Annotated in this window: 22 protein-coding genes and 1 pseudogene; 10 read left to right on the forward strand and 13 right to left on the reverse strand. The window is 32.3% G+C overall.

Translation table 11 applies throughout. The features are described 5' to 3' along the window. Positions 1-72: 72 nt before the first annotated feature. Positions 73-1,521 (forward strand): FAD-dependent monooxygenase, encoded by a 1,449-nt coding sequence (locus ACKI42_RS09545; protein WP_407405130.1) that lies wholly within the window; start codon positions 73-75, stop codon positions 1,519-1,521. 63 nt (positions 1,522-1,584) lie between these two features. Continuing rightward, a complete protein-coding gene (locus tag ACKI42_RS09550) occupies positions 1,585-2,130 on the forward strand; it encodes an RDD family protein (RefSeq protein WP_407404808.1) in 546 nt (181 codons plus the stop codon). 73 nt (positions 2,131-2,203) lie between these two features. On the opposite strand, the gene ACKI42_RS09555 is transcribed toward ACKI42_RS09550, so the two are convergent. Together ACKI42_RS09555 and ACKI42_RS09560 are read right to left on the reverse strand one after the other, a co-directional pair. Continuing rightward, the gene (locus tag ACKI42_RS09555; RefSeq protein WP_407404810.1) at positions 2,204-3,031 is read right to left on the reverse strand and encodes a GLPGLI family protein; all 828 of its coding nucleotides are present in this window, start codon (positions 3,029-3,031) and stop codon (positions 2,204-2,206) included. Positions 3,032-3,401: 370 nt separating this feature from the next. Continuing rightward, positions 3,402-3,578 carry a histone H1 gene (locus tag ACKI42_RS09560; RefSeq protein ID WP_042720556.1) on the reverse strand — a complete coding sequence of 59 codons (177 nt, stop codon included), beginning with the start codon at positions 3,576-3,578 and terminating at the stop codon, positions 3,402-3,404. 378 nt (positions 3,579-3,956) lie between these two features. Here ACKI42_RS09560 and ACKI42_RS09565 point away from each other — a divergent pair, with 378 nt between their 5' ends. Next, positions 3,957-4,292 carry a DUF4377 domain-containing protein gene (locus tag ACKI42_RS09565; protein WP_407404812.1) on the forward strand — a complete coding sequence of 112 codons (336 nt, stop codon included), beginning with the start codon at positions 3,957-3,959 and terminating at the stop codon, positions 4,290-4,292. Positions 4,293-4,298: 6 nt separating this feature from the next. Here the strand turns inward: ACKI42_RS09565 and ACKI42_RS09570 are convergent. Further along, positions 4,299-4,583, reverse strand: a pseudogene (locus ACKI42_RS09570) (deoxyguanosinetriphosphate triphosphohydrolase); the annotation flags it as partial. Between the two features lie 621 nt (positions 4,584-5,204). Here ACKI42_RS09570 and ACKI42_RS09575 point away from each other — a divergent pair. The 3 genes from ACKI42_RS09575 to ACKI42_RS09585 all read left to right on the forward strand — a co-directional run bounded on the left by ACKI42_RS09575 (position 5,205) and on the right by ACKI42_RS09585 (position 7,727). Continuing rightward, complete coding sequence (locus tag ACKI42_RS09575) at positions 5,205-5,702, forward strand: MepB family protein (protein WP_407404814.1); 498 nt, start codon at positions 5,205-5,207, stop codon at positions 5,700-5,702. Positions 5,703-5,903: 201 nt separating this feature from the next. Next, on the forward strand, positions 5,904-6,728 hold the full coding sequence (locus tag ACKI42_RS09580; protein WP_407404816.1) for a hypothetical protein: 825 nt from the start codon (positions 5,904-5,906) through the stop codon (positions 6,726-6,728). Between the two features lie 381 nt (positions 6,729-7,109). Next, on the forward strand, positions 7,110-7,727 hold the full coding sequence (locus tag ACKI42_RS09585) for a hypothetical protein (RefSeq protein WP_407404818.1): 618 nt from the start codon (positions 7,110-7,112) through the stop codon (positions 7,725-7,727). Between the two features lie 179 nt (positions 7,728-7,906). Here ACKI42_RS09585 and gcvP read toward each other — a convergent pair whose 3' ends face one another. After that, positions 7,907-10,765, reverse strand: coding sequence for an aminomethyl-transferring glycine dehydrogenase (gcvP, locus tag ACKI42_RS09590; protein ID WP_407404820.1), 2,859 nt, complete (start codon positions 10,763-10,765; stop codon positions 7,907-7,909). 234 nt (positions 10,766-10,999) lie between these two features. Here gcvP and ACKI42_RS09595 point away from each other — a divergent pair, with 234 nt between their 5' ends. Continuing rightward, positions 11,000-11,152: a hypothetical protein gene (locus ACKI42_RS09595; RefSeq protein ID WP_407404822.1), complete on the forward strand. Its 153-nt coding sequence runs from the start codon at positions 11,000-11,002 to the stop codon at positions 11,150-11,152. Here ACKI42_RS09595 and ACKI42_RS09600 read toward each other — a convergent pair. The 8 genes from ACKI42_RS09600 to tpx form a co-directional block, all read right to left on the reverse strand. Next, entirely contained in the window at positions 11,149-11,796 is a 648-nt protein-coding gene (locus ACKI42_RS09600; RefSeq protein ID WP_407404824.1) for a J domain-containing protein, read from the reverse strand. The genes ACKI42_RS09595 and ACKI42_RS09600 overlap by 4 nt on opposite strands. 268 nt (positions 11,797-12,064) lie before the next feature. Then, positions 12,065-12,325 carry a hypothetical protein gene (locus tag ACKI42_RS09605; RefSeq protein WP_407404826.1) on the reverse strand — a complete coding sequence of 87 codons (261 nt, stop codon included), beginning with the start codon at positions 12,323-12,325 and terminating at the stop codon, positions 12,065-12,067. 68 nt (positions 12,326-12,393) lie between these two features. Continuing rightward, a complete protein-coding gene (locus ACKI42_RS09610; protein ID WP_407404828.1) occupies positions 12,394-12,723 on the reverse strand; it encodes a hypothetical protein in 330 nt (109 codons plus the stop codon). Positions 12,724-12,734: 11 nt separating this feature from the next. Beyond that, positions 12,735-13,313: an RNA polymerase sigma factor gene (locus ACKI42_RS09615; RefSeq protein ID WP_407404830.1), complete on the reverse strand. Its 579-nt coding sequence runs from the start codon at positions 13,311-13,313 to the stop codon at positions 12,735-12,737. Positions 13,314-13,551: 238 nt separating this feature from the next. Further along, complete coding sequence (locus ACKI42_RS09620; protein WP_407404832.1) at positions 13,552-13,980, reverse strand: SRPBCC domain-containing protein; 429 nt, start codon at positions 13,978-13,980, stop codon at positions 13,552-13,554. 127 nt (positions 13,981-14,107) lie between these two features. After that, on the reverse strand, positions 14,108-16,594 hold the full coding sequence (locus tag ACKI42_RS09625) for a hypothetical protein (RefSeq protein WP_407404833.1): 2,487 nt from the start codon (positions 16,592-16,594) through the stop codon (positions 14,108-14,110). Between the two features lie 95 nt (positions 16,595-16,689). After that, complete coding sequence (locus tag ACKI42_RS09630; RefSeq protein WP_407404835.1) at positions 16,690-17,112, reverse strand: SRPBCC domain-containing protein; 423 nt, start codon at positions 17,110-17,112, stop codon at positions 16,690-16,692. 217 nt (positions 17,113-17,329) lie between these two features. Continuing rightward, the gene (gene tpx, locus ACKI42_RS09635) at positions 17,330-17,827 is read right to left on the reverse strand and encodes a thiol peroxidase (RefSeq protein ID WP_407404837.1); all 498 of its coding nucleotides are present in this window, start codon (positions 17,825-17,827) and stop codon (positions 17,330-17,332) included. A gap of 190 nt (positions 17,828-18,017) precedes the next feature. On the opposite strand from tpx, the gene ACKI42_RS09640 reads away from it, so the two are divergent. The 3 genes from ACKI42_RS09640 (at position 18,018) to ACKI42_RS09650 (ending at position 24,687) form a co-directional block, all read left to right on the forward strand. Further along, positions 18,018-19,541, forward strand: coding sequence for a tail fiber domain-containing protein (locus ACKI42_RS09640; RefSeq protein ID WP_407404839.1), 1,524 nt, complete (start codon positions 18,018-18,020; stop codon positions 19,539-19,541). 356 nt (positions 19,542-19,897) lie between these two features. Continuing rightward, positions 19,898-22,117 (forward strand): NADP-dependent isocitrate dehydrogenase, encoded by a 2,220-nt coding sequence (locus ACKI42_RS09645; RefSeq protein ID WP_407404841.1) that lies wholly within the window; start codon positions 19,898-19,900, stop codon positions 22,115-22,117. A 170-nt stretch (positions 22,118-22,287) separates the two neighbouring features. After that, positions 22,288-24,687, forward strand: a complete 2,400-nt coding sequence (locus ACKI42_RS09650) for a hypothetical protein (RefSeq protein WP_407404843.1) — start codon at positions 22,288-22,290, stop codon at positions 24,685-24,687. A gap of 42 nt (positions 24,688-24,729) precedes the next feature. Here ACKI42_RS09650 and ACKI42_RS09655 read toward each other — a convergent pair whose 3' ends face one another. Continuing rightward, positions 24,730-24,987, reverse strand: coding sequence for a hypothetical protein (locus ACKI42_RS09655; RefSeq protein ID WP_407404845.1), 258 nt, complete (start codon positions 24,985-24,987; stop codon positions 24,730-24,732). Positions 24,988-25,088 lie beyond the last annotated feature (101 nt).

Raw genomic sequence — 25,088 nt, forward strand, 5'->3', positions numbered from 1 at the left:
TTAACCAAACAGAACACAATCAGTATTTTTGGTTTATCATTAATTAACGAAAATCGAGAACACAACATTAAAATGTCAACCGAAACTCCAAAATTCAGAACTTGCGAAGAGTGCCAAGGTCTCGGAAGGAAGAAAAACAGAATCAAAAAAAGTCTAAAACTTAGATATCAACAAGAATTAGAAATCTTTGCTCAATCTAATGGCACAAGCACGCCTCCTACCCGACCAGAAGCTCATCTCTCCGTTTGCAATAGTTGTAAAGGTTCGGGATTGGTGGTTTCTGAGAGTTTTCCAAAAGCAGATACAGAAAATCTTCCTCACGTTGCCATCATTGGTGGCGGAATTGGCGGTGTAGCGTTGGCTGTGGCTTGTCTTCATCGTGGAATTCCGTTTTCTCTTTACGAGCGTGATGAGAGTTTTAGTCAAAGATCACAAGGATACGGATTGACTTTGCAACAAGCCAGTAAAGCAATGGAAGGTTTTGGAATCTTCCCTCTAGAAAAAGGCGTGGTTTCTACTCGACATCTGGTGCACACGCCAGAAGGCAAGGTTATCGCCGAATGGGGAATGAGAAAATGGCTTGCCAACTCTGAAAAATCTAGTCCAAAGAAAACCAATATTCATATTGCAAGACAATCGTTAAGATCTGCACTTATACAGCAATTGGGAGGACATGAAATGATCAATTGGGGACATCAGTTGCTTGATTTTAAAGAAAATCATTCGGGTAAAATATTGCTTAATTTTAAAGTTAAAGCAGAAATTATTAGAAAAAAAGCAGACCTCATTGTTGGTGCAGACGGAATACGAAGTGTGGTAAGAAAAAATAGCATTGGTGAAGAAACTACACCCTTGCGTTATCTTGGTTGTTTGGTGATTCTTGGGATTTGTCCTTTGGAAAATTTAGACCAGAAAAATCATCCTTTATTAGATTCGGCGACGGTTTTTCAGACAGCAAATGGCAACGAGAGAATTTATATAATGCCATTTAATGCAAAATCTGTAATGTGGCAACTTAGTTTTCCGATGTCTGAAGAAGATGCTAAAACGCTTAGCGCAAAAGGCTCACAAGCATTAAAAGAGGAGGCCATCAGAAGAACCAATTGGCACCAACCTGTTCCAGAGATTGTGTCTTCTACCCTAACGGAGCATATTTCTGGATATCCAGTTTACGATAGAGATTTGTTGACACCACAGCTTTTCAATACACTCGGAAATGCGACTTTAATAGGCGATGGAGCGCATCCAATGAGTCCTTTCAAAGGACAAGGAGCCAACCAAGCTCTTTTAGACTCACTTTCTTTGGCAAGAGAAATCTATAAAAAATGCAATGCAAAATCCAATTGGCGAGAAATCGGAATTAGAAAATCTGCTTTAGTTGATTTTGAATCTGAAATGATGAAAAGAAGCGCTATAAAAGTAGAAGATTCTGCCGCCGCCGCCCAATTTTTACATTCTGACATTGCGCTCTACGAAGGTGATGAACCAAGAGGAAAAATCTTAAAGAGAGGAAACTTTTAATTTTAAATTTAATGCTATTTTGTCTGTTTAAATTTTTGTATTTTAAGACAATTCAAACTAAAAATGGAAAAAATATCCGAACTAAAAGTTAAAAAAATCATTCATAGGCCAACCCAAAATTTCGACTATTTAGGAAATAGATTGTATAATTCTTTCGAATATGATTTCCCCTATAAAGCCTACTATGAAGGCAGTGAACGAGAAAGATTTTATGCCAAAATGATTGATCTATCTCCTTACATTTTGTTAGGTTATTTTGGCTTTCATCAAAATATTTTTCTGGTTGTATTAATTTCAATTTTTTTGGTGATTATTTCTGGAAGTATTCTAGAAACTTTTTGGGGAACTACTTTGGGTAAGAAATTTTTTAAAATGAAAATTGTTGATGACTTTGGGAAGAACCCAAAACTATTTAGATCTTTAGCTAGAAATATACTTTGCCTCTTGAACTTTTTCCCCGAGTTTTCAGAAATAATTTATAAAAATGGAGGCTACGGAACAGACATCGTTAATAAAATGAGTTTTAGCATGCATCTAAATAATAAATTTTGTAAAACATATACTCTAAAGGAAGAACAAGTGACGGAGGTCCAAGCATTATTAAATTAAAAAAATAAGGTAGGGGATTTTCATAATGCTAAAGTAAATCCAAATATTGATGTTGCACAAAAAATGAAGTAGACTAATATTTCACTGCATTTTCTAGATCGATTGGATTGTTATATTGTTTAATGGTTTTTCTAAGTATTTCGTTGGTTTCTCGGCTATTTTTATCCGTAACTACTGTTCCATCGTTCAAATAAAAATCTCCTTTTCCATTTCCATCTCCTACTTGATTCCTAAGAAAATTGATTGGCGCTTGGTAATATTTCAGTTTGGTTGCATTGTATTTTTCTCTTGTTACAGGCACGCTCATCGCTTTACTCATATCTATAAATTGGTTTTTCACCTTGCCATTTATATTTTGAGATTTAACCAAAGAAAAATGATAATCCTTTCGGTCATCATACAATTCTACAATCAAACCTGGTAAACCATGAAATTTGTATGGACCTTCCTGAAACGGAATTTCGGTTGAAAACCATGCAGTCCAATTTCTACCACCCCAATTTGCAGTCGCCTTCTGCAAAGTCATTTCTTTTACTTTCTTTTTGTCTGTAGAAAGTTTCCAATTCTGATTTTCTTTAGATTCTAAATTGAGCACTGTATTCTCCAAAATATCATATTCTTGGTATTGATCACTCGATTTTTTATGAGTAATAATTGTAGACGTATTTAGTTTTTGCCCTTTAGGAAAAGGAATATTATTAGCAATCAGAGAATCTGCCACAAAGAAATCCCTTGTGTAATATTTTGCTTCCACATCATCTATATCCAGCAAATAATTTTCTTTGGTAAGCACAGATTGTGTAGAATCTTTTTTATATTCTACATCATAGACAAAACGATGCGTTTGCGCTTCAATGATACTACCACATATCATAAATCCTAATACAATTATTTTCTTCATCTCTTTTTTATTTTTTATTAATAAATTCTTGTTGCTCTTTAGACAACAAAACTGTAGTTTCCTTATTATCATTATCACCTACTGGTATAATTTGTAAAATGGGTAAATAAATAATAAGTAACAAATATAACTGAGAATTGATAGCATCAAAACACATTTAAGAATAAATTATAATTTTCCTTAAATTTTTAACATTAATATTGTTTATTTTATAATTAAAGAATAATTTTATAACTAATTTAACAATGAATCAGTTCAATTATTAAGAGTTCAAGTCAGCTTTATTTCATTTTATTTAAAAAAAACCTTGGCTTTTGGGCACAAAAAAACCGGTTTAGAAACTAAACCGGCCATAATCTATGTAGATTGATTATTTTTTTGATTCTTCAACAGAAACTTTTCTGAATTCTTTGAACAATTTGCTCAATTCTAATGCAGATTTACGAGCTCTAGTTCCAGCTGCTTTGTTTCCTTTTTCTGCTTGTTGGTTAGCTTCAGTTGCGAATGCTTCAAATTCTGCGTTGATTTTTTCAATAAGTTCTTTCATGTCTATAAAATTTAGGGTGCAAATATAACCTTTCAGATGAATTTAGCCTAACAACAACACGGAAATTTATCGATAAACAGTAGATTTTCTTATTTAAAGTCTATATTTTTAAGTTTAAGCTCATAAAAAGTAAAAAGTCAACCTTAAAAGTCATGTAAGTGAGGTGTTTTTTTCTTTCAAAAACATTTATATTTTTCGAGGGAAATTTAGACAAATACTGCCAGAAAAGCTTTATTATAAAGGATAAAATTCTGTCCCAAAAATTGCTAATTAAGTTTAAATGTACCATTCAAATACAGTATATTTTTAATGTGTAAATTTATACTCGAAAAGATTTTAGCACTACCTATTAGAATCATCATTTTAAAACATAAAAATATGCGTTGTACAAAATTTATCCTTCCAATTATCGGGCTGTTTTTAAGCATTCAATGTTCTACCAACAAAAAAACACTTTTAGCCGACGAAAAAATTATCATTGTTGGTTCCAATAAGGTAGATTGCACAGGAGTTGTGAAAATGAAATGCCTCCAAATCAAAGAAAAAACATCCGGAAATTGGTCCAACTTTTATAGTAATATTGAAGGTTTCAATTACCAATCTGGATATGAATATGTTTTACAAATAAAAACTGAAAAAGTGGAAAATACTCCTGCCGACACTTCTTCTATAAAATATACATTGATAAAAGAAATATCAAAATCCAAGAAATAAGCTTTCTTACATCGTCATACCAATATCAATTCCTTTAATTTTTCGGTAAAGATCGGTTGCGTAATTATCCGTCATTCCCGAAACAAAATCTAGCACACCCAAAATTTTTTGGTAATCGGATCCCTCATTGTAAACAAATTGTTCTGGAAGCAACTTTAGAGCCTTTTTATCATACGATTTTCTTTCGTTTAAGGGTTTTACAATAAAAATGATAAAGTGGTCTAACAACTCGTACATTACGTTGTAGCCCGCGTTTTCTATCTCCACTACTGCCTTATGATTGTATATTTCAAAGTTAGTGCGTTATTGCCTGTCATCTGGATTTAATTCATCATGTTTCAAATTTAATTTAATTATTGGACATTAAGCAGGTAAGTAAGATCATTTCAAAATAAATTCAGACTATTTTTTTTAAAAATAAAAGCTACTTAAGTAATGGTATATTAAAAATCGTTAACATGAATTTGTTTTAAAATTATCATATTGAAAATGAGCACCTAAGAAATAATATCATATTTATAATTTATTATGAATAATATAATTAAATTTAAAATAAATCCCTATTAAATAATTAAAAAATCACAATTAGATAAAGCTCAAAAAATCGCTAAAACACTCATAATATACTGATATACATCATAATAAAACCACTTGTCACATGATGAAAAAGTATTAATTTTGCCATTGAAGATTTGACAATAAATATCCATTAATTTAAAAATTCAAAAATTATGATTGCTTACATCGGTATTGCTACATTCGCGTTTCTTATTATCTCTTATTTTGTAACAGTAAGAAGAGAAAAAAACTAAGAATATATAATTTATTTTACTTCAATTATTTGTTGTAAGATAACGATTGCTCGCTCTTTTACTCGTAACGGGTAAAAGAGCAGAAAAGACAAAATTTACAATGTTTAAAGAACTTGAGCAGCTCCAGAATTCTATTTTCTCTAAGCTCAATTTAATAATTTTAAACCTACAGCCCGATTCTGAATGTGAAGATTATCTTGGATGTGAATTCATTCTCAATAAAACCAATATTAAATTCAGAAAGGCTAAAATTACTCCAAAAAAAATCGGACAATTTGTGACTTTATGGAAGAGAAATCTCCAAAATAAACAAACCGAACCCTTTACATCTGAAGATCCCTTTGATTTTTATATAATTTTCACCGAATGTAACAATCAATTTGGCTTTTTCTTTTTCCCAAATTCTATTCTATCTCAAAAAAACATTCTCACTTCCCTATCAAAAGAAGGTAAGCGAGGATTTAGGATATATCCCGACTGGGATCTTCCCGAAAACAAACAAGCTCAGAAAACTCAAAACTGGCAAAAAGAATTTTTTATAAATTTTTCTGACGAAAATTCTCTAGAAAAGTTTGAATATATTTTGAAATTGTTCTAAAGCGAACATGAGAGTGGCGCTCTCGCCAGCGTTGGAAATATTAAAAAATATGTAGACCACAATATTTTTCAATTCCACATTTTTGTCTAACTTAGTTCCATTGAAAAATATTGCCTGAGATGGGTCAAAATTGAAATAAAAAATCCACTATTTGCAAGCAGTTCCTAAAACTTTTTTCATTATCCACAATACTAAAAAAAAATGAAGCAAATAATTACACTTTTACTAATAGGAATAATTTCAGTATCTTGTTCAAGAGATGATGAACCACAAAAAAAAGATGCAGAGGAATCATTAGTAACAAAAATAGCACTAAATGTCTATAATCCTAGTTCTTCTTCCAATGAAACTGAATTGTTTTTTTTGTTTAATTATGATAACCAAAAACGTTTAATAAAAAAAACTGGTGGTTTTTTAGAATTGTCTGGTTCTACGGGCTATAATGGTTTTTTCACAAAAAACATTTACACTTCACTAATGTATAATGACAATAAAGTTACTATAGAAAATTTCTCTTCTACCAATGAATTTACTATTCCTAAAAAAACAAAACACTACATCTTAAATAGTTCAAAAGAAATCATAACAAAAGAAACACCTAACGATACCAATAATTATTTGTTTAAAAAAGAACTTTTTGAATACTCAAATAGTAAACTTGTTGAAATAAAAACTTCACTGCCAAATATGCCCTATTTTCCACAAGATCCTAATGATTATATTTTGACATATTCCGAAAAATTTTATTACGATTTGAACGGCAATTTGTCTAAAACAGAGTATTATGAACAAAGAAATGGAATTAATATGGGTGAAAAAATTGTTAGAACTTTTGAAAATTATGATACTTCATCAAATCCAACAAAATATTTTTATTTATTAGACGAATATTTTTATCGTTCAGTTTCTAAAAATAATTTCCGAAAATATTCAGAGCAAAGATACAATAATAATGTTTTAACTTCGACTTCTGAATCATCTTGGACATTCAATTATGACTCCAATGGAAATATCATTTTGAATTAAAAGTAAGGCGGCTAATAAAAAAATCGTTCATTCTTTGTTCAAGAAAAAAACATCAAGATTCGCCAATGACAAATGTGAATTCATGAATAATTCAATTGTAAGGATAAAGAGTTACGATTCATAATTATTTGATCAAATGGTAACATTAATAATAGTAAATTCCTTATCATAATAAATCTTATACTTGAAAAAATAAAAAAATCACCCTTCCATACTGAAAGGTGATTTTCTTTTTTATATTAATAATTTCTTGCATATAAGATACTGTAGGCTCACAAATACACAACAAGTATCTGTCTCCAAAAGCATCATCTACCCTAGAAACCGAGAGCACAGAAACCACCAAAACTTTAATTCCTATTTTTTATGAATAAAATCCCTATGAAAAATATGGATTTTTTGTTTTTGAGATTATATAAACAAATACACTTTGAGCATTTGGCAAACTTGAGTATATTTGGGCATTATAAGATAGTCTTTACATACATCATAAAAATGTCAAACCAAAATATTCCAGTAGTTAAGCAAACAAAATGGCTAGCTATTGTTCCTCAATTAATTTTCATGGCTTTTCTTATATTAGTTTATTATTTATTCAGTATAAATGAACCTGTAATTTGGGGATGTTTAACTTATTTAATTTTATCTTTTGGATCACGTAAAATTTTAGCAAAATATCATAACAAAGGAATGCAATTGACAAAAGCTGAAAAATTTATTGAAGCTATTGAATGCTATGAAAGAAGTGCAGAATACTTTAAAAATTATAGTTGGATTGATAAATATCGTTTTATAACACTTTTCTCTGCATCAAATATGAGTTATAGAGAAATGGCTCTAAATAATATTGCGTTCTGTTATTCACAAATAGGAAATGGAATGAAATCAAAATATTATTACGAAAAAACTTTACTAGAATTTCCGAATAGTATTTTGGCAAAAACTGCACTAAATATGATTAATTCTGCTCAAAATATAGAAAATAACAGAACTTTGTAATAATAACAGTAGCATTCCTTCCACAACTCTAAATTTTTATAAATATTAAATATAATCTTTAACTGTTTAGTCACAAATAAACAAAAATCCCTCTCATTTCTGAAAGGGATTTTATTATATTAAAAAGTAAAGAAAGAGCTAAACAATAGAAGTAAAATTCTAAAGTTTAACCTCTATTTTTACATATAAGACTCTGTAGGCTCACAAGTACAAACCAAGTTTCTGTCTCCAAAAGCATCATCTACTCTAGAAACCGAAGCAAAGAATTTGTGATCTCTTACCCATTCTAATGGATAAGCTGCCTTCTCTCTACTGTAAGGTTTGTCCCAAGAATCTGAGATTACTACTTGCTCTGTGTGAGGAGCGTTTTTAAGCACATTATTTGCCTGATCTACTGTTCCATTAGCAATCTCGTCAATCTCAGCTTTTATCGCAATTAATGCTTCAGCAAAACGATCAATTTCAGCTTTACTTTCAGATTCTGTAGGCTCAATCATTAGTGTACCTGCTACTGGGAAAGACACAGTAGGAGCATGGAAACCGTAATCCATCAATCTTTTCGCTACATCTGCCACTTCAATTCCGATAGATTTGAACTGACGGAAATCTACGATACATTCGTGAGCAACCTTATCATTTTCATTAGAATATAAGATTGGGAAATGCTCTGCTAATACTACTTTCAGGTAATTAGCATTAAGAATTGCATGTTCTGTAGCTTTCTTCAGACCTGCATTTCCAAGCATTTTGATATATGAGTGAGAGATATTAAGAATCAATCCGGAACCATAAGGTGCTGCTGAAATCCCTTGAATAGCTTCTTTAGATCCAATTTTAATATTCGCATTGGTTGGTAAGAATGGCACCAAATGTTTTGCAACACAGATTGGTCCAACTCCAGGTCCACCACCACCGTGAGGAATTGCGAAAGTTTTGTGTAAGTTTAGGTGACAAACGTCTGCTCCAATGTTACCAGGACTTGTATATCCTACCTGAGCATTCATGTTTGCTCCATCCATATAAACTTGTCCACCATTATCATGGATAAGCTGAGTGATTTCTTTGATGTTTGCATCAAACAATCCGTAAGTAGATGGATAAGTAATCATTACACAAGATAAGTTTGCAGAATGTAAATCTGTCTTAGCTTTTAGATCTTCGAAATCGATTTCACCATTTTCAAGATTTTTCACTACAACAATTTTCATTCCTGCCATTGCAGCAGAAGCTGGGTTTGTACCGTGTGCAGATTGAGGAATTAATACCACATTTCTGTGAGCTTCTCCTCTAGATTTGTGATACTCTCTGATAACCATTAGTCCTGCATATTCTCCTTGAGCACCTGAGTTAGGCTGAAGTGATGTTCCTGCAAAACCTGTAATTTCTGTTAGATCTTTTTCTAAATCTGCAATCATCTCTTGGTATCCTGCAGCCTGATCAATTGGAACAAATGGGTGTACTGTACCCCATTCTCCCCAAGATAAAGGCAACATTTGTGTAGCTGCATTTAGCTTCATTGTACAAGAACCTAGAGAAATCATAGAATGTGTAAGTGACAAATCTTTTCTTTCTAGACGTTTGATGTAACGCATCAATTCTGTCTCTGTATGGTATTTGTTGAATACTTCTTCAGTAAGAATTGCGTCTTTTCTTAACAATTCTGCAGGAATACTGTATTCTTCTTTTATTTCTAATTTGAAAGCTTGCTTGTCATAAAACTGAGCAAATGAAGCCATTAATAAGTTTAGTTTTTCTAAAGTAGTACTTTCGTTGATTGCAATACTTACTACACCTTCTGTGAAGTAGTTTAGGTTGATTTTGTGATCTTTCATCATCATCATCAATCTTCCTTTTTCGTCTTCGCTAAGGTTTATTTTTACTGTATCAAAGATAGGCTCTTCTACTGTTTGGTACCCTAAAGCACTCAATCCGTTTTTCAAGGCATTAGCTTTGTAATGAACTTGATCTGCGATATAGTTTAGCCCTTTTGGTCCGTGGTAAACTGCATACATACCAGCCATCACAGCCAATAATACTTGTGCAGTACAGATATTAGAAGTTGCTCTTTCTCTTTTGATATGCTGTTCTCTAGTTTGCAGAGCCATTCTAAGAGCACGTCTGCCGTACATATCCTGAGAAACCCCAATGATTCTGCCCGGGATATCCCTTTTGTAATCTTCTTTACAAGAGAAAAATGCTGCGTGAGGTCCACCATATCCCATCGGGATACCAAATCTCTGTGAAGTCCCTACTGCACAATCTGCACCCATATCAGCTGGAGATTTCAATTTCACCAATGCCAATGGATCACAAGCTAAAACAACTTGAAGATCGAATTTCTTGTATTCTACAATGTTTTCTGTGTAATCCAAAACAACACCATTTTTACCAGGATACTGTAATAATACACCATAGTAAGAAGCATCAAAAGTATGAGTAGCATGATCTCCGATTACGATTTCAATTTCTAATCCTTCTGCTTTAGTTTTCAGTACAGATACTGTTTGTGGCAATACCAACTCTGATATAAAGAATTTATTGGCACTAGATTTCTTTTGATCTTTAGTTCTATTATTAAAGAACATATGCATTGCCTCAGCTGCGGCAGTAGCTTCATCTAACAAAGATGCATTAGCTAAGGCAAAACCTGTAAGATCGCATACAACAGTCTGATAATTTAGCAGTGCCTCCAATCTACCTTGTGCAATTTCCGCTTGGTAAGGCGTATAAGCGGTGTACCAACTTGGATTTTCGAAGATATTTCTCTGAATTGCTGATGGCAATAAAGTATTGTGGTACCCAAAACCAATATAATTGGTATACTCAGCATTTTTAGAAGCTAATTTTTTTGAGTAGCTCAGCATTTCATATTCCGAAAGAGGCTCTGAGATGTCAAGATCCTTTGCTAGACGGATAGAAGCTGGGATGGTTTGAGATATTAATTCTTCAACACTAGAAACGCCAATTTTATTCAACATTGCCAATTTATCGGCTTCATTAATAGAAATGTGACGACTCACAAACTGTTCTGTATTCATTTTTTTTTATTAGATTTTGTTTGTAAAAAAGATGGTTAAAATTACAATTTTTCCTACGATTTCACAACTTGTAAAAAACTGTCAAAAATCAGCGGTATAAAAAACTTCTGAAATGAACCAAAAATGACCTTGAATAGGGACAATTTGTACGAGTACTCTATGCGAGATTTTAGAGAATAGAAATTTTAACAAACTTTCTTAATTATATTTATTCTAAATTAATATATTTGCATCATGAATACGATCACTCCTTTTAAAGTACCTCCATTGAACGCAGGATTCAATTTTAAAAATGAAGAAATGTTCTGTGATAAAAAATCTTGTTGCAAAAAATTCAAGAAAGGTAAAAGATGTAAAAAATGTCCTGGCAATAAGAAATTAGCCTAAGATAAATTATTAATAAAAGCAAAGATTGCTAATACCAACAATAACGTAATCAGAAAAATTTTGAAAATTTTCGGATTTCCTCTTGGGTTGGCAGCAGTTTTTGGCTGACTCTTGAATAAATCTTCTGCCTGCGATCTGAATTTTTCAGAATCATTATCAAAGACTTCTGTGATTGTGATACCCTGTACCACTGTTTTATGAAGTAACGAATTGGTTGCATGAAGCAACAATTGGAATTTCCCGTTTTGAAATTCTGTAATTTTAAAAATCCTTTCGCCATAAACTTTCTCTAGCCCAAATGGTAGAACCTTTACCACATCTGCATTGCTTGTTTGCCAAGTGATGATAATCTCCTCTCCTTTTTTTGCGTGTATTTTGTTTGCCGAAAACGTCTTTACAGAGGGTGGAATGCTGTATTTGAAAGTTCTACTGTGACTTTCTAAATTCTGATCGTAAGCTTTTCTATTGCTTTTGTCCATCAAAGTTTCGTACGCTTCTTGGATTTCTCTGAATCTTATCGAGAAGAACTCGTCGTTATCGTTTTTATCAGGATGATATTTGAAGGATAATTTTCTATACGCTTTTTTGATGTCTTCTTCTGAAGCATCATGGGAAACACCGAGAAAATAGTAGTAATCTTTCATAGAGATGAGTGCAAATTTAGGAAATATTATTTTTGTAATTGTACTAGAAAACGGGTTTTGTGTATGAAATTCTCTAAGTTTTTTCAGCCTCGATAGAACGGTTTGTTTGAGCTCTTTTTATAAGCCAAGGAGAAAAAAATGGCATAAAAAAGCGAGTAGTGATAGCGAGAAATAGCTCCTAAATAAATAGAGAACAAAAATAAAATTACGCGGAATGCTTTGCTTTCCGCGTAATTTCTTAACAATATAATTTAAAATAATAAGGAGATTATGCCTCGCACATCGTTCCTTTCTTGCAACAGCAAGACGATGCGAACTCCTCTTTTAATTTCCCTTTTAGCTCTTGGTACTGGTCTTCATCCATTTCTCTGATCTTATCTGCCAACCCGAAAGGCGATTTTTCTGTGATTCCGTATTCACCTAGAATTCCTTTTATCGTTTTCTTTCTTTCAATTGCTTTTTTGGCTACCATTGCAACGCCTGCTACGGCTACTGCTCCTAAAATACCTTTTAATACTGAATTTTTCATTTTTTTACTTATTTTAATGATGTTGATTGTTTTTTATAAAGACGACTGATGTCTTGTTTTACTTTATTTTATTTCTGAAAAAATCCTGCGCTGCATTTTTGTTTCCATATTTCTTTGAATTTTTCTTTTTCCTCATCCGTCATACCTTCCATCCTACTTTGCATATGTTTTTCTTTCATATCTCGCATTCCTTGACCGAATTTTCCGTTGAAACCTCCAAAAAGAATTTTGCTAAGCAATAGTATCCCCATTGCTTGCCAATAATTAATCATTTTTACGCCCAATATTTCTGGCAAAATACAGTTCCAAAGCTGCATTACGATAAAAGCAACAGCCAAAAATATAAGTGGTGGACAGAGCAATATGAGGATCCAGCTTTTTTTATGTTTATTATTCATGATTTTTGTTCTTAATTGTTCAGATCTTCGTACAACATTCTTAGTCGAGATCTTAGGTGTTTTACAGCGTAATTTTTTCTACTGATAATGGTTTTTATATTTTCGCCCTGGTCATCTGCAATCTGCTGTAGCGTCTTATCATTCAGTTCATTTTCTACATACACCCATCTTTGTTTCTCGGGTAATTCTTCTAGCGCCTCGAATAGCTTTTTCCAAATCTCATCCTGAAACATCTTGATTTCTGGTCCTGCACTATCATCCAAAAGCAAAATATCTTTTATAGAAAACGTGCCGTCCTCATCCTCGTACACAAAATCTTCTAGATTTTCGGTTTTCTTTTTTCTATATTTATCGATGATTTTGTTGGCTGTCACTCGATAAAGCCATCCACCCACATTCACAATCTCTGAAAGATTGGTAAGGCTGCTGAACTGATACCAAACCTCTTGCAAAATATCTTCCGCATCTTCCGTATTTTTCACTTTCGGGCGAATATAAGACATCAATTTCCCACCATAGCTTGTAACAGCCTGAGAAATGATGTTTTCTTTTTCCTTTTGTGGGATCAATATTTTATTGGCAACCTCCATATTCCTATAACGATTAGAGCTTATGTAATACTTTATTTATTGTAAGATATTTTCTTTGTAGCATTTCCAGCTCTCCGCTTTACTCCTCGCGCCATTGCTTCTTCCATGTTTGCTGTGGGGTATCGCTTCTATCTGGGCTATTGATGTATCTACACGCTAAAACCACCAAACGGAAAGCAAATAGCTTTCCGTTTGGCGATAGTAGGATAAATTGTCAGTGTTAAGAAACATCCTCCATCTATAACTGATTTTCCGACAAGTTTTTTATTATATGCATAGCTTTGGGGATATTCTCCTCAAAAAAAGATACAAACTCTTCTGTAGTTTTAGCTTTTATCGTAAGGCGAGTACCGTTTTCTGTTTCTAATAAGGTGTAAGTTTCAGTGGCGTCGCCCCAATTTTGTGGTACTTCTACTCCATCATAGATTTCTCCTAGATGTTGAAAAATCATCGTCTCATTAGTTACGTTTTTTATAACTTTACTATACATTCCATTATTTTTAGGATCCATGAATTTCATTATGCTGCCTTCCTCGAAATTGCCGATATAAAAAGACCCTTCTGTGAAAGCCGTTGTCCATTGTTGATACGTAATGTCACCCCATAATACCAACCATATTTTATCTGGTGTTGCTAATATCTCTATTTTATATTCTAATTCCTTCATATTGTATTTTTTTATTATTTATGCTTCTCTGTAATTGCGTGACTATTATGTTTCCACAAATGAAATGTGTTTTGTTATGGTGATAATATATGTTACTCACTGAATTTCACTATACTGATTACGTATACTAGATGAGATATTTTTTCAAACCTTCCATGATGCCTTGCCATAAAGTATTAAAAAAGCTTTTATTAGGATCTCTCTCCTTTTCTACCTCTACGTGGTTGGGTTCACCTTTAGAATCATTTTTAATAAAAATATTAGCGATCGAACTCAGTACTTTTTTCTCCTCACCTGTTTTCTTATTAAGAAGATTCACATGCATATCGGTATATTTGAAATAGAAATTACCTGCAATTTTTTTGTTATCCCCTCTATAGTCAAACTTCAGGTATTGAATTTTCCCATCCAAACTAACATTCAAATAAGGACGTACAAACAGGTTTGCATTTTCTACAGAAAGATCATTTATAGTTCCTTTAATGGCGTAATCATCATTTTTGTTGGCTACATCAAATTCCCAATGGATATCGGTAGGTGCTGCTCCAAAAAATTTGAAATTAGAATCTACTTGTACCAATGTGGGTCTGCCTTTCATCTTGGCACTATTCACATTGCTCACTTTAGCATTGAAATTCTCGAAAGTCAATTTACCAGGCATCATGGCTTTTTCTGTAATTTCTTCGTAAGAAAGTTTAGAATTTTTTATATCAATATCTTTTACAAATAATGGAAACTTCACATCACGTAGTTTTTTACTAAACATATATCGAACGCTACTATCATCTGGAGGCGTCAAATCGTGAAAGATGTTACAATCTATCCCATCAATTCCAATTTTATCAATATCAATACTTGTATTGCCAGCAAAAACTGAATTTTTATCTGTAATATTTACAGATTTTATTTTTATAGTATACAAATCTTCTTCTACCGAAATCATTTTATTAAACTGCTTTCTAGAATATTTGGGCAAAAAGGCAAAATTATTCAAGGTTGTTATTTTACCTGTATTTTTTACATCACCAACCTTCAAAGTGTAATATTTTCCAGCATCTACATCAATACTTTTTGCTGTCACCAAATGACTTTTCATGTGAAATGGCAAATCTTCCTTCAGGATATCTTTGTTGGTGGTAATGGATCTTAAATTCACACTGAAATTTCCTACCTTCACTTTATCTTTCCCATTGTTTTTTTGAGTAAAAGTACCATTGATAAAGTTCAATTCGCCAAGATTTAGAAGTAAATCTGGAATTTCTTTTTTGGGATTTTTGGCTTTTTTATTTTTTTGCGTAGCAGAAATAATTTCCACTTGCGGCTTATGAATATTAATCGCTCCCAAATTAATCCTTAATTGTTGACCCGCAAATTTTGAGGCATTCTTAAGAATCTCTATTTTATCCGTTTTAATATTGAATACATCTTTAGCGGCACTTTTCCCAATTGCCATCATCTGAAAATTTTCTACATAGGTATTTGCACCATTCGCGGTAATTTTTTTCGCACTCAAAGCTTGTAGTGGGTCTATTTTGAAGTACACATTATTGATCTGAACATCATGACTAGAAAACACAAATGGTATCTTTTCTTTTACGGTATTCTTATCGAAGACAATGTCTTTCAAATTGATATGATATTTATCCACCGATGCGGTTTTCACCTTGTTTTTTTGCTGAACTAATACATTACCCTCTTTTATATCAATATTTTTGATCCCTATCTTAAGGTTTACCTCTTTCGGATTTTGTTTTACAGTTTTCTTGTTCGTTGAAGTGATAATCAGCTCTGGTTTGGAAAATACTGCGTTATCTATAATTAATGAATCCTTATCTACAGAGAAATTATCTGCCAACACATGATTTACCTTCAGATCGAAAACATTTTTTGCATTATATAATCCCGGACTTTCAATTGGATTTAGATGAAATTCTGAAATTGCCAATTGTTTATTCTTTGCATCTATTTTTTTTGCAATTATTTGGTAATAATCATTCATTGTTATTAATACATCTTGTGCATCAATCTTGAAATCTTTGAAGGCGATGGGCAATTTTGCGTCATCTTTACTTTGGTATATTTCTGTAACATTAATATTCACATTTTTTCCCGTAAAAAGATTTTTCAGTTTACTATTTTTTACATCAAAATTACCATTAGTGACCAAGATATTTTTCACTCCAAAATCAACCTCCTTTTTCTGCTTATTTTTTTTCTTTTTAGATTTACCTAATGTAGCTTTAATATTAGCATTTATCAGATTAATGTTGTCAACATGATAAGATTTATTAAATATTGCATTCCAAATTCCAAAATTTTCAATTTTTAAGCTTTTTACTGTACCTTCTAGATGAGTTACCGTGGTATCTTTCGTTGGCTTGGTATGAACTGCAATATCATGAGCAGATATATCACCATTGAATAAACTAAGGTCAAAATTCTTAAGGGTTATTTGGTAAGGCGTTTTCTCATTGACAATTTGAGGGAGCTTATTCTTTAAGTATATATTTAGTGCGAAAGGAAATATAAGTGCTAGAATCAGTATACATCCAAGGATGATAAGTAAGACTTTTTTCCATTTTGAAATTTTTTTTTGAGGTAATTTTTCTTCCATATATATTGTGCTTGTGTGATCCGGATTAATGTAATAAATGGTTAATTTACAATTATTTGACTGAATATTTTAAACTGTACAAAAATATTTGAAGTTTATTTGCTATTATTCTCAACGTACTTATGAAAGTTATTGAGTATCGCATACCAACCCTCGCGCTGCATCTCTGCAGAATTTTGCTTCTCGGGTTCGAAAATCTCTGTTACTTTTGTGGTGTTAGCATCAATCTCCTCGAATAACACTACTACATTTCGCCCGTCATCAAGGTGATATTTAATCGTGTCAAAGGGCAGAATCTCATCATATACTCCTTTGAAATCAAAACTAAAACTACCATCCCTAGCAGCCATTGTATGATTGAATGATCCTCCTACATGGAGATTACTTTCAGATTTTGGACAATACCAAGTTTCATTTGCAAAATTCCACTTTGTAATATGATTAGAATTACAAAAATATTCCCAAACCGTATTGATAGGCGCCAATATTGTGATTTCTATAGTGATTGGATTCGTCATAGTGAGTAATTTTCATCATGAGTGAGAAAATTGTGCCATCATGTGGTAACCCCATTAAAATAATAATCAAATAATGGTTGTCAAACATTGAAATTTGTAACTAATTTAGTCTAATAGTAGGTTTATGAAATTTCTTTTAAAATACTTGTAGATTACTATCAACAATAAAAAAAGAGGATCATAAATCATGATCCTCTTTTTCTTTATTTGAGATACATTATTTTACAACTTCTAATGCTTTTTCATAATTAGGCTCCTGCGTAATATCAGATACTTGTTCTGTATATAACACATTACCTTTTTCATCTAATACAACAACAGCTCTGCTTAGTAATCCTTTCATTGGAGAATCTTCAATTGTTACACCATAGTCTTCTCCAAAATTTCCTCTGAAATCTGATAAAACTTCTACGTTTTCTAGTCCTTCTGCTGCACAGAATCTATTTAGTGCAAAGGGTAAATCTCTAGAAACATTGATAATTACAGTGTTTTCTATAGTATTAGCCTTTTCGTTGAATGTTCTAGCAGATGCTGCACATATACCAGTATCTATACTTGGGAATATATTTAGTATTATTTTTCTACCTGTATAGTCTGCTAGATGTTTTTCTGATAAATCTGTAGCTACCATGGTAAATTCTTTTGCTAGTGACCCTACGCTAGGTAGTTCACCAATAGTCTGTACTGGATTTCCTTTCAATTTTATACTTGCCATAATGATAAATAAATTTTATGTAAATATAGTGGAAAAAATATTGTTACAAAATCATTAATAAACGCTCGTAGTATGTCTAAAAATATATCATTATTTATAGTGAATTATTGGAGAGAATAGTAATTTTTATTAGATAATAATTTTTATTTCCATAATAATTATTAGATTTACAATAACATAAAAACTCAAAATGATGAGACAAAATTTATCAGCTATACTTATATTAGTATGCTCACTTAGCTACGCACAGGTTGGGATCAATAATGAACAGCCTAATACAACTTTAGATATTACTTCAAAAAAGGGTATCAACGACAAAGATGGAATACTGATTCCTAGAATTACAAAAAGTGAACTTAATGCCAAAGCGGCAAACACTTATACTGCTACACAAAATAGCGCAATGGTATATGTAACGGATATTGCTGCGGGTACTAATACGACGAGTTCTGCGCAAACAACGAAGATTGTTGAGCCCGGCTTTTACTATTTCAAAGATACAGAATGGTTACCAATAGGTTCTTCTAGCCCGTGGTTGGTACAAAATAGTACCGCATCAGCAACTAAAGATTCTGAAAACATCTATAGAAATAATAAAGTCAGCATCGGAGATAATTTATCTACTACCACAAGAGATGAGGAATTGTATGTTCATGGTAATAGTAGATTTCAGACTAAAAATGATGGTTTAGTGGGATTAAATAATAAACAAACTATTCTTGATCTCAGTAGAGATGAATTATCTATGAGAAATATAAATAGATCTCCAGCAAATGAAATCAATTCTGAATCATATATTGCTATTGATAATAATGGAAATTCCCCCGCAACACCAAACTATGGAACTCCTAAAACTATAATTTCCGCAGGATCTACAATAGCAGGAGCCAATAGATACGCTGAATACTTAATAGATCCATCTGATAACAAATTCAATGATGGAATGGGAGCTCATACATTTACTACTTGGCTTCCAGACAGAACCAACTCTATTGTTGCTATTGATGAAAAAGGAATAAAACTAGGTTATATAAATAATCTTAATGGTACCTTCGTTTCAAGTTTAGGATCTGCCGTAAATCCTAGCGAACCTAACTGGACAAGAAAAATTTCAGCTTATTATCTTCCTAAAGTATCACCTACAGCAGGACAAGTTTTAATGTTTGACCAAGTTGTTAATCCTGGAAATGGCATAGAACCGTATACTACAACGAAGTGGGGTAACCTTTCACCGGGCACTATAGCTAGTTTTTATAATCAAAATGGTACAATAACAAACCAAAGAATTGTTGATGTGACCGATAGCAATATGGTGACTTATAAAAGAATAGGGACTATAAACGCTACCGATGTTCCTTTATTATCAGCTAATGGATCTATGCAAACAATGGCATTACGACTAGATTCTGACGAAAGATTGAAAGAAAACATTAAGTCTATTGATGGTGAACTTGCCCTGAAATTAAAACCTATTACTTATACTTGGAATGCAAAAGGAAAAGAGAAAGGGGGAAATAATAAATTGCAATATGGTTTTATCGCTCAAGAAGTAGAGAAAATAATGCCAGATGCTGTATTTACTGATAAAGAGGGATACAAGTCTGTAAATTACCTTGAATTCATCCCAGTTTTGACACAAAAGATTAAGGATCAGGATGAAACCATTAAAAAACTATTAGAAAGAGTTGAAAAATTAGAAGCTATCGCTAAATAATAATTATTGAAAATTGAAGAGTCCGATTAGATTGCTTGCTGATAATCTCATTGAAGATCCTACAAACGGTCTTTTCGACCCTAATTTGGTTATAGAAATATTAGAGTCTTTGCTATACTACATATAACTAAAATGTAATACTCATCATGAAATTGATGAGTATTTTTTTTGTATAATAAATTCTTAAGTAACGTATAATTTTTAAATATAGATTAATATCATTTAAATCGTTTTTGAAAATCGCCAATAACTATTTAAAAATTATTAAATTTGTACTACAAGAAATTGAAGGTTTATAAAACTGAAAGATTTCCAAAAATTCATACAATTATTACTCATTTTTTAAACAATAAAGAATGTCAGACAAATCAAAAATCTACTACACTTTAACGGATGAAGCGCCAATGTTGGCTACACATTCATTTTTACCAATTGTAAAAGCATTTACAAAATCTGCAAACATCGAAATCGCAGTTCCAGATATTTCTCTATCGGGAAGAATCTTGGCCAACTTTCCAGATTTCTTAAAAGATGAGCAAAAAATAGATGATGCATTAGCACAATTAGGCCAATTAGCAACTCAACCAGACGCTAATATTATTAAACTTCCTAATATATCAGCATCTGCACCTCAATTGGAAGAAGCAATTTCTGAACTTCAAGCAAAAGGATTTGCAGTTCCTAATTATCCTGCTGAACCGAAAAACGAAGAAGAAAAAGCAATTAAAGCCAAATACGGAAAAGTTCTGGGATCTGCGGTAAATCCAGTTCTTAGAGAAGGAAACTCTGACAGAAGAGCGCCTAAAGCGGTAAAAAATTACGCAAAAGCAAATCCACACAGAATGGGTCTTTGGGCTTCTGATAGCAAAACAGATGTTGCGAACATGACTTCTGGAGACTTCTATGGTACGGAAACTTCTACTACTTTAGAAAATGATACACAGTATAAAATTGTTTTCAAAGGAAATGATGGTTCTGAAAAAATATTAAAAGATTCTGCAAAATTATTAGCAGGTGAAGTTATAGATTCTTCTGTTTTGAATCTTAATGCTTTAAAATCTTTTGTACAAACAGCTATCGACGAAGCTAAAGAGAAAAATGTTCTTCTTTCTGCTCACTTGAAAGCGACTATGATGAAAATCTCTGATCCTATTATTTTTGGAGCAATTGTAGAAACCTTCTTTAAAGACGTTTTTGCTAAATATGCAGAAACTTTCAAATCATTGGACGTAAATCCTAACAACGGTCTTGCAGATTTATTCGAAAAAATAAAAGGAAACGCTCAAGAAGCAGACATCAAAGCGGATATCGAAGCGGCTTTAGCAAACGGACCAAGAGTGGCAATGGTAAATTCTGACAAAGGAATTACCAACTTCCACGTTCCTTCAGACATCATAGTTGATGCATCTATGGCTGCATTAGTAAGAGGTGGTGGTAAAATGTGGAACAAAGATGGAAACGAAGAAGATACCATTTGTATTATTCCGGATCGTTCTTACGCTGGTTTTTACCAATCTGTGATCAATGATATGAAAGCTAACGGTGCATTGGATCCTACTACAATGGGTTCTGTACCAAACGTTGGATTGATGGCTCAGAAAGCTGAAGAATACGGATCTCACGACAAAACTTTCCAAATGACTGCTGATGGTACTGTAGAAGTACAAGATGAAGCGGGGAACGTTCTTCTTTCTCAAAAAGTAGAAGCTTCTGATATTTTCAGAATGTGCCAAACTAAAGATGCGCCGATCCAAGATTGGGTAAAACTTGCCGTAAATAGAGCAAGATTATCAGATACACCTGCTATCTTCTGGTTAGATAAAGCAAGAGCTCACGATAGAGAAATCATCAAGAAAGTAGAAAAATATCTTGCAGATTATGATACTACTGGTTTAGACATCAGAATTCTTGATGTGATGGATGCCATGACAGAAACTCTGAAAAGAGCAAGAGAAGGTAAAGATACTATCTCTGTTTCCGGTAACGTTCTTAGAGATTACCTTACCGATCTTTTCCCAATTTTAGAATTAGGAACTTCTGCAAAAATGCTTTCTATCGTTCCATTGATGAACGGTGGTGGTTTATTCGAAACAGGAGCTGGTGGATCTGCACCTAAGCATATAGAGCAGTTCATCGAAGAAGGATACCTAAGATGGGATTCTCTAGGAGAATTCTTAGCGCTACAAGCTTCATTAGAGCATTTAGCACAAACTCAAAACAATACAAAATCTCAAGTTTTAGCAGATGCTTTAGATGAAGCAAACGCAAAATTCTTAGCTACAGATAAATCTCCAGGAAGAAAACTAGGAACTATTGACAACAGAGGTTCTCACTTCTATTTGGCTATGTATTGGGCAGAAGCTCTGGCAAACCAAACTAAAGATGCCGAATTAGCAGCTAAGTTTGCACCCGTAGCAAAAGCTATGCAAGACAATGAGGCAAAAATTAATGAAGAGTTAATTGGTTCTCAAGGGAAAGCTCAGGATATCCAAGGATATTACAAAGCAGATTTTGCTAAGGCAGATGCTGCAATGAGACCTTCTGAAACATTAAATACTATTGTAAACGGAATCTAATTCTGACAAATTACAATTTTACTATACAAACCTCGCTTATCGTAAGCGAGGTTTTGTTTTGAAGAGTGCTAGAAAGATGCTTAAAATAAAAAATTATTTTCCTAATAAAATGGTAGAAATTTGAAATAGACTATTTTTGAAGTGCAAAAATAATTTGCATAATAAATCTTATGAAAAATATCTTTTTTTTGTTGCTTGTAACAGCGGTTCAACCTGTATTTTCTCAAACGAAATTAGAAAAAGCAATAACAAATCTAGAAATTTATGATGTACAAGAAAAAGTATATCTACTCACCGACAAATCACAATATGTTGCAGGAGATCCAATTTGGTTTAAAAGTTTTGTATTTCAAGGATATAACAAATCAGCAATATCTACTACCCTTTTTGTAGAATTGTATAGTGCTGACAAAAAATTGATAGACTCTAAAACCATCCTATTAACAAATGGTGAAGGCAACGGAGATTTTAAACTAAAAGAAGATTTGCCCGAACAAGTATATTATATAAGAGCTTACACTCCGAACATGACCAATTTTAGTGAAGATTTTCAGATTGCTAAAATAGTACCTATCTTCAATGCCAATAGTACAGAGCGATTGGAAGTGTCTACAAATAGCAATTGGTCTGCTAAAGTCTTTCCAGAAGGAGGAACTTTTGTAAATGGATTGTCTACAAAAGTTGCAGTAAGACTCTCTTCTGAAACAGTATTACCCGAAAGTTGGACGGGAAAAGTGATAGATCTAGGAAGTCCCGCTGTTCCGGTGGCAACATTCACTTCATTTGATAAAAATGTGGCTGCTTTCTCAATAACTCCAAATATTGGTAAAAAATACCAAGTGATTATTCAAGATAATTTAGGCAAAAAACAAACTGTAGATTTACCACAAATTGCTAATAAAGGCATCAATTTGCAAGTTAGTAATACCAAAGATGGTATAAAATATAGTTTGAAAAGCATGAATTTACCTCAGCAATTACAAAATTATAAAATCGTAGGTACAATTAATAATCAATTTGTCTATCGTGCGAATATAAATAAATTGGTGGATGAAGCCACTAGTACAATTCCGACCAAAATTAGTAACGAAAAAAATGCCGTTTTACAATTGGCAATTTTCGATGAACAAGATAATGTGGTTGCTCAGCGCCTATCTTTTATTAAGCCTAACAATTTAAAAATAGAAAAAGTAGATATTATCGGGAAAAGCATCAAGCAAATTCCTGGATCTTTCAACAGTATAGATATTTCTCCAGAATCTAATTTTAAAAATTATACTATAGTAGTAAATGACGCAGATTATAGTGCTGCAAAAGATGAAGAAAATATCCTAAGTGGCCTTTGGCTAACAGGAGATTTTACATCAAGAATAGATTCCCCAGCGCAATATTTTACTTCAAATGCCAAAGCAGATGCTCTTGACGCATTACTGATTTCTGAAAATTGGAAAAAGTTTGATTGGAATAATCTTCTAAGTGGTAGTTTACCAAATATAAAAATAAATAATCAAAATTTTTTGTCCTATAAAATTAAACCGATCAAAAATAATGGTTTAGTAAAGAATTCAAGTGTAAATTTAGTATTACAATTGGGTGAAAAGGAACCTGCGATCAATCAATTTACCACAGATGAAAATGGGTATGTTTATTTAGATCAACTCAATTTCAACGATCCTTTAGCTGTTTCAGTATTTATAAATTCAGATAAAAGCAAAGAAGCTAGCACAGATGATTTATCGGTAACCATAGAACCACTTGTAATTGGTACTCCATTCAAAGGAAATTTTCCTAAAACTCCGTACAAACTAGTGAAAAATGCAAATAACATAAAATTACCAGAATCTATTGCAAGGGCATTCAACAACCAAAAAAATAATAAAAAAACAGAAAATGTCGATGAACAAATTGAAGAAGTAAGAATTGTAGGTAAAAAAATAGATCCCAAAGAAGAACTCGACAAACAATTAGCTACAAATAGATTTAATTCTATTAATACTACTATTTTCGATTTTGTAAATGAAAACCAATATGCATCTGGAAATAACAATATACTCGATTGGCTTCAGGGAAGAGCCGCAGGCTTGACTTTTCAAAGAAATAATTCGGGAGAAAATGTTCCCTATATTCGTGGTAAACAAGCTAAATTGTATATAGATGAAATGCCTGCCGAGCCTACTATGGTTACAACGCTGCCAATAAGTAATATCGCCATGGTAAAAATTATTAAAGGTTCTACGCTAGTGGGCGATGCCGTAGCAATCTACACGATGAGAGGTAATATGCAATCTAAAAATAATGAAAATACTTTGGTGAAAAATAATTCTGTAATCATTAAAGGTTATGACAAACCTTCGGAATTTTTTATTGAAATGTTAGATGCCGAATCTTCTACAAAAGTGGAAAATGATACTCGTGAAACATTATACTGGAATCCCAATTTATTCGAAAGCGACTACGTTCCACCAAGAATTAAATTTTATAATAATGATGGTGCCAAACAGTACAAGGTAAAAATCATAAGTTTTGATAAAGATGATAATCTAATGTACGATACTATACTTTTAAAATAAATTGGCAAAAAGCCTTTCAGACTACTACTGAAAGGCTTTATTTTAAACTATTTTTATAATTTCTATTTTTTCGTCGTTCACATACAAAGAACATTCTACACTAAAAAAGCCTCCTAAATTAGCTTTTATATTGATTTTCTGATTGTCCTTACCCAAGATATGCCCATTTAAAGTAGAAGATACCAAACTAATTTTTTCATCTTGAAGGATATCATTTACATAAAGTTTTTCTCCTTTGAACCACGAATTAATAATCTTTATCTCATTATTTTGGTAATTTGATTTCCAAGTACTTTTCATAAAATTATTTTTTATTATTAATACTTAGTTAGTATGTAATATAACTTATTGTTACAAAAAAAGACTTACTATTTTTGATAGTAAGTCTAAATTTTATATTA

The organism is Chryseobacterium sp. (genome assembly GCF_045629545.1).
Lineage (GTDB): Bacteria > Bacteroidota > Bacteroidia > Flavobacteriales > Weeksellaceae > Chryseobacterium.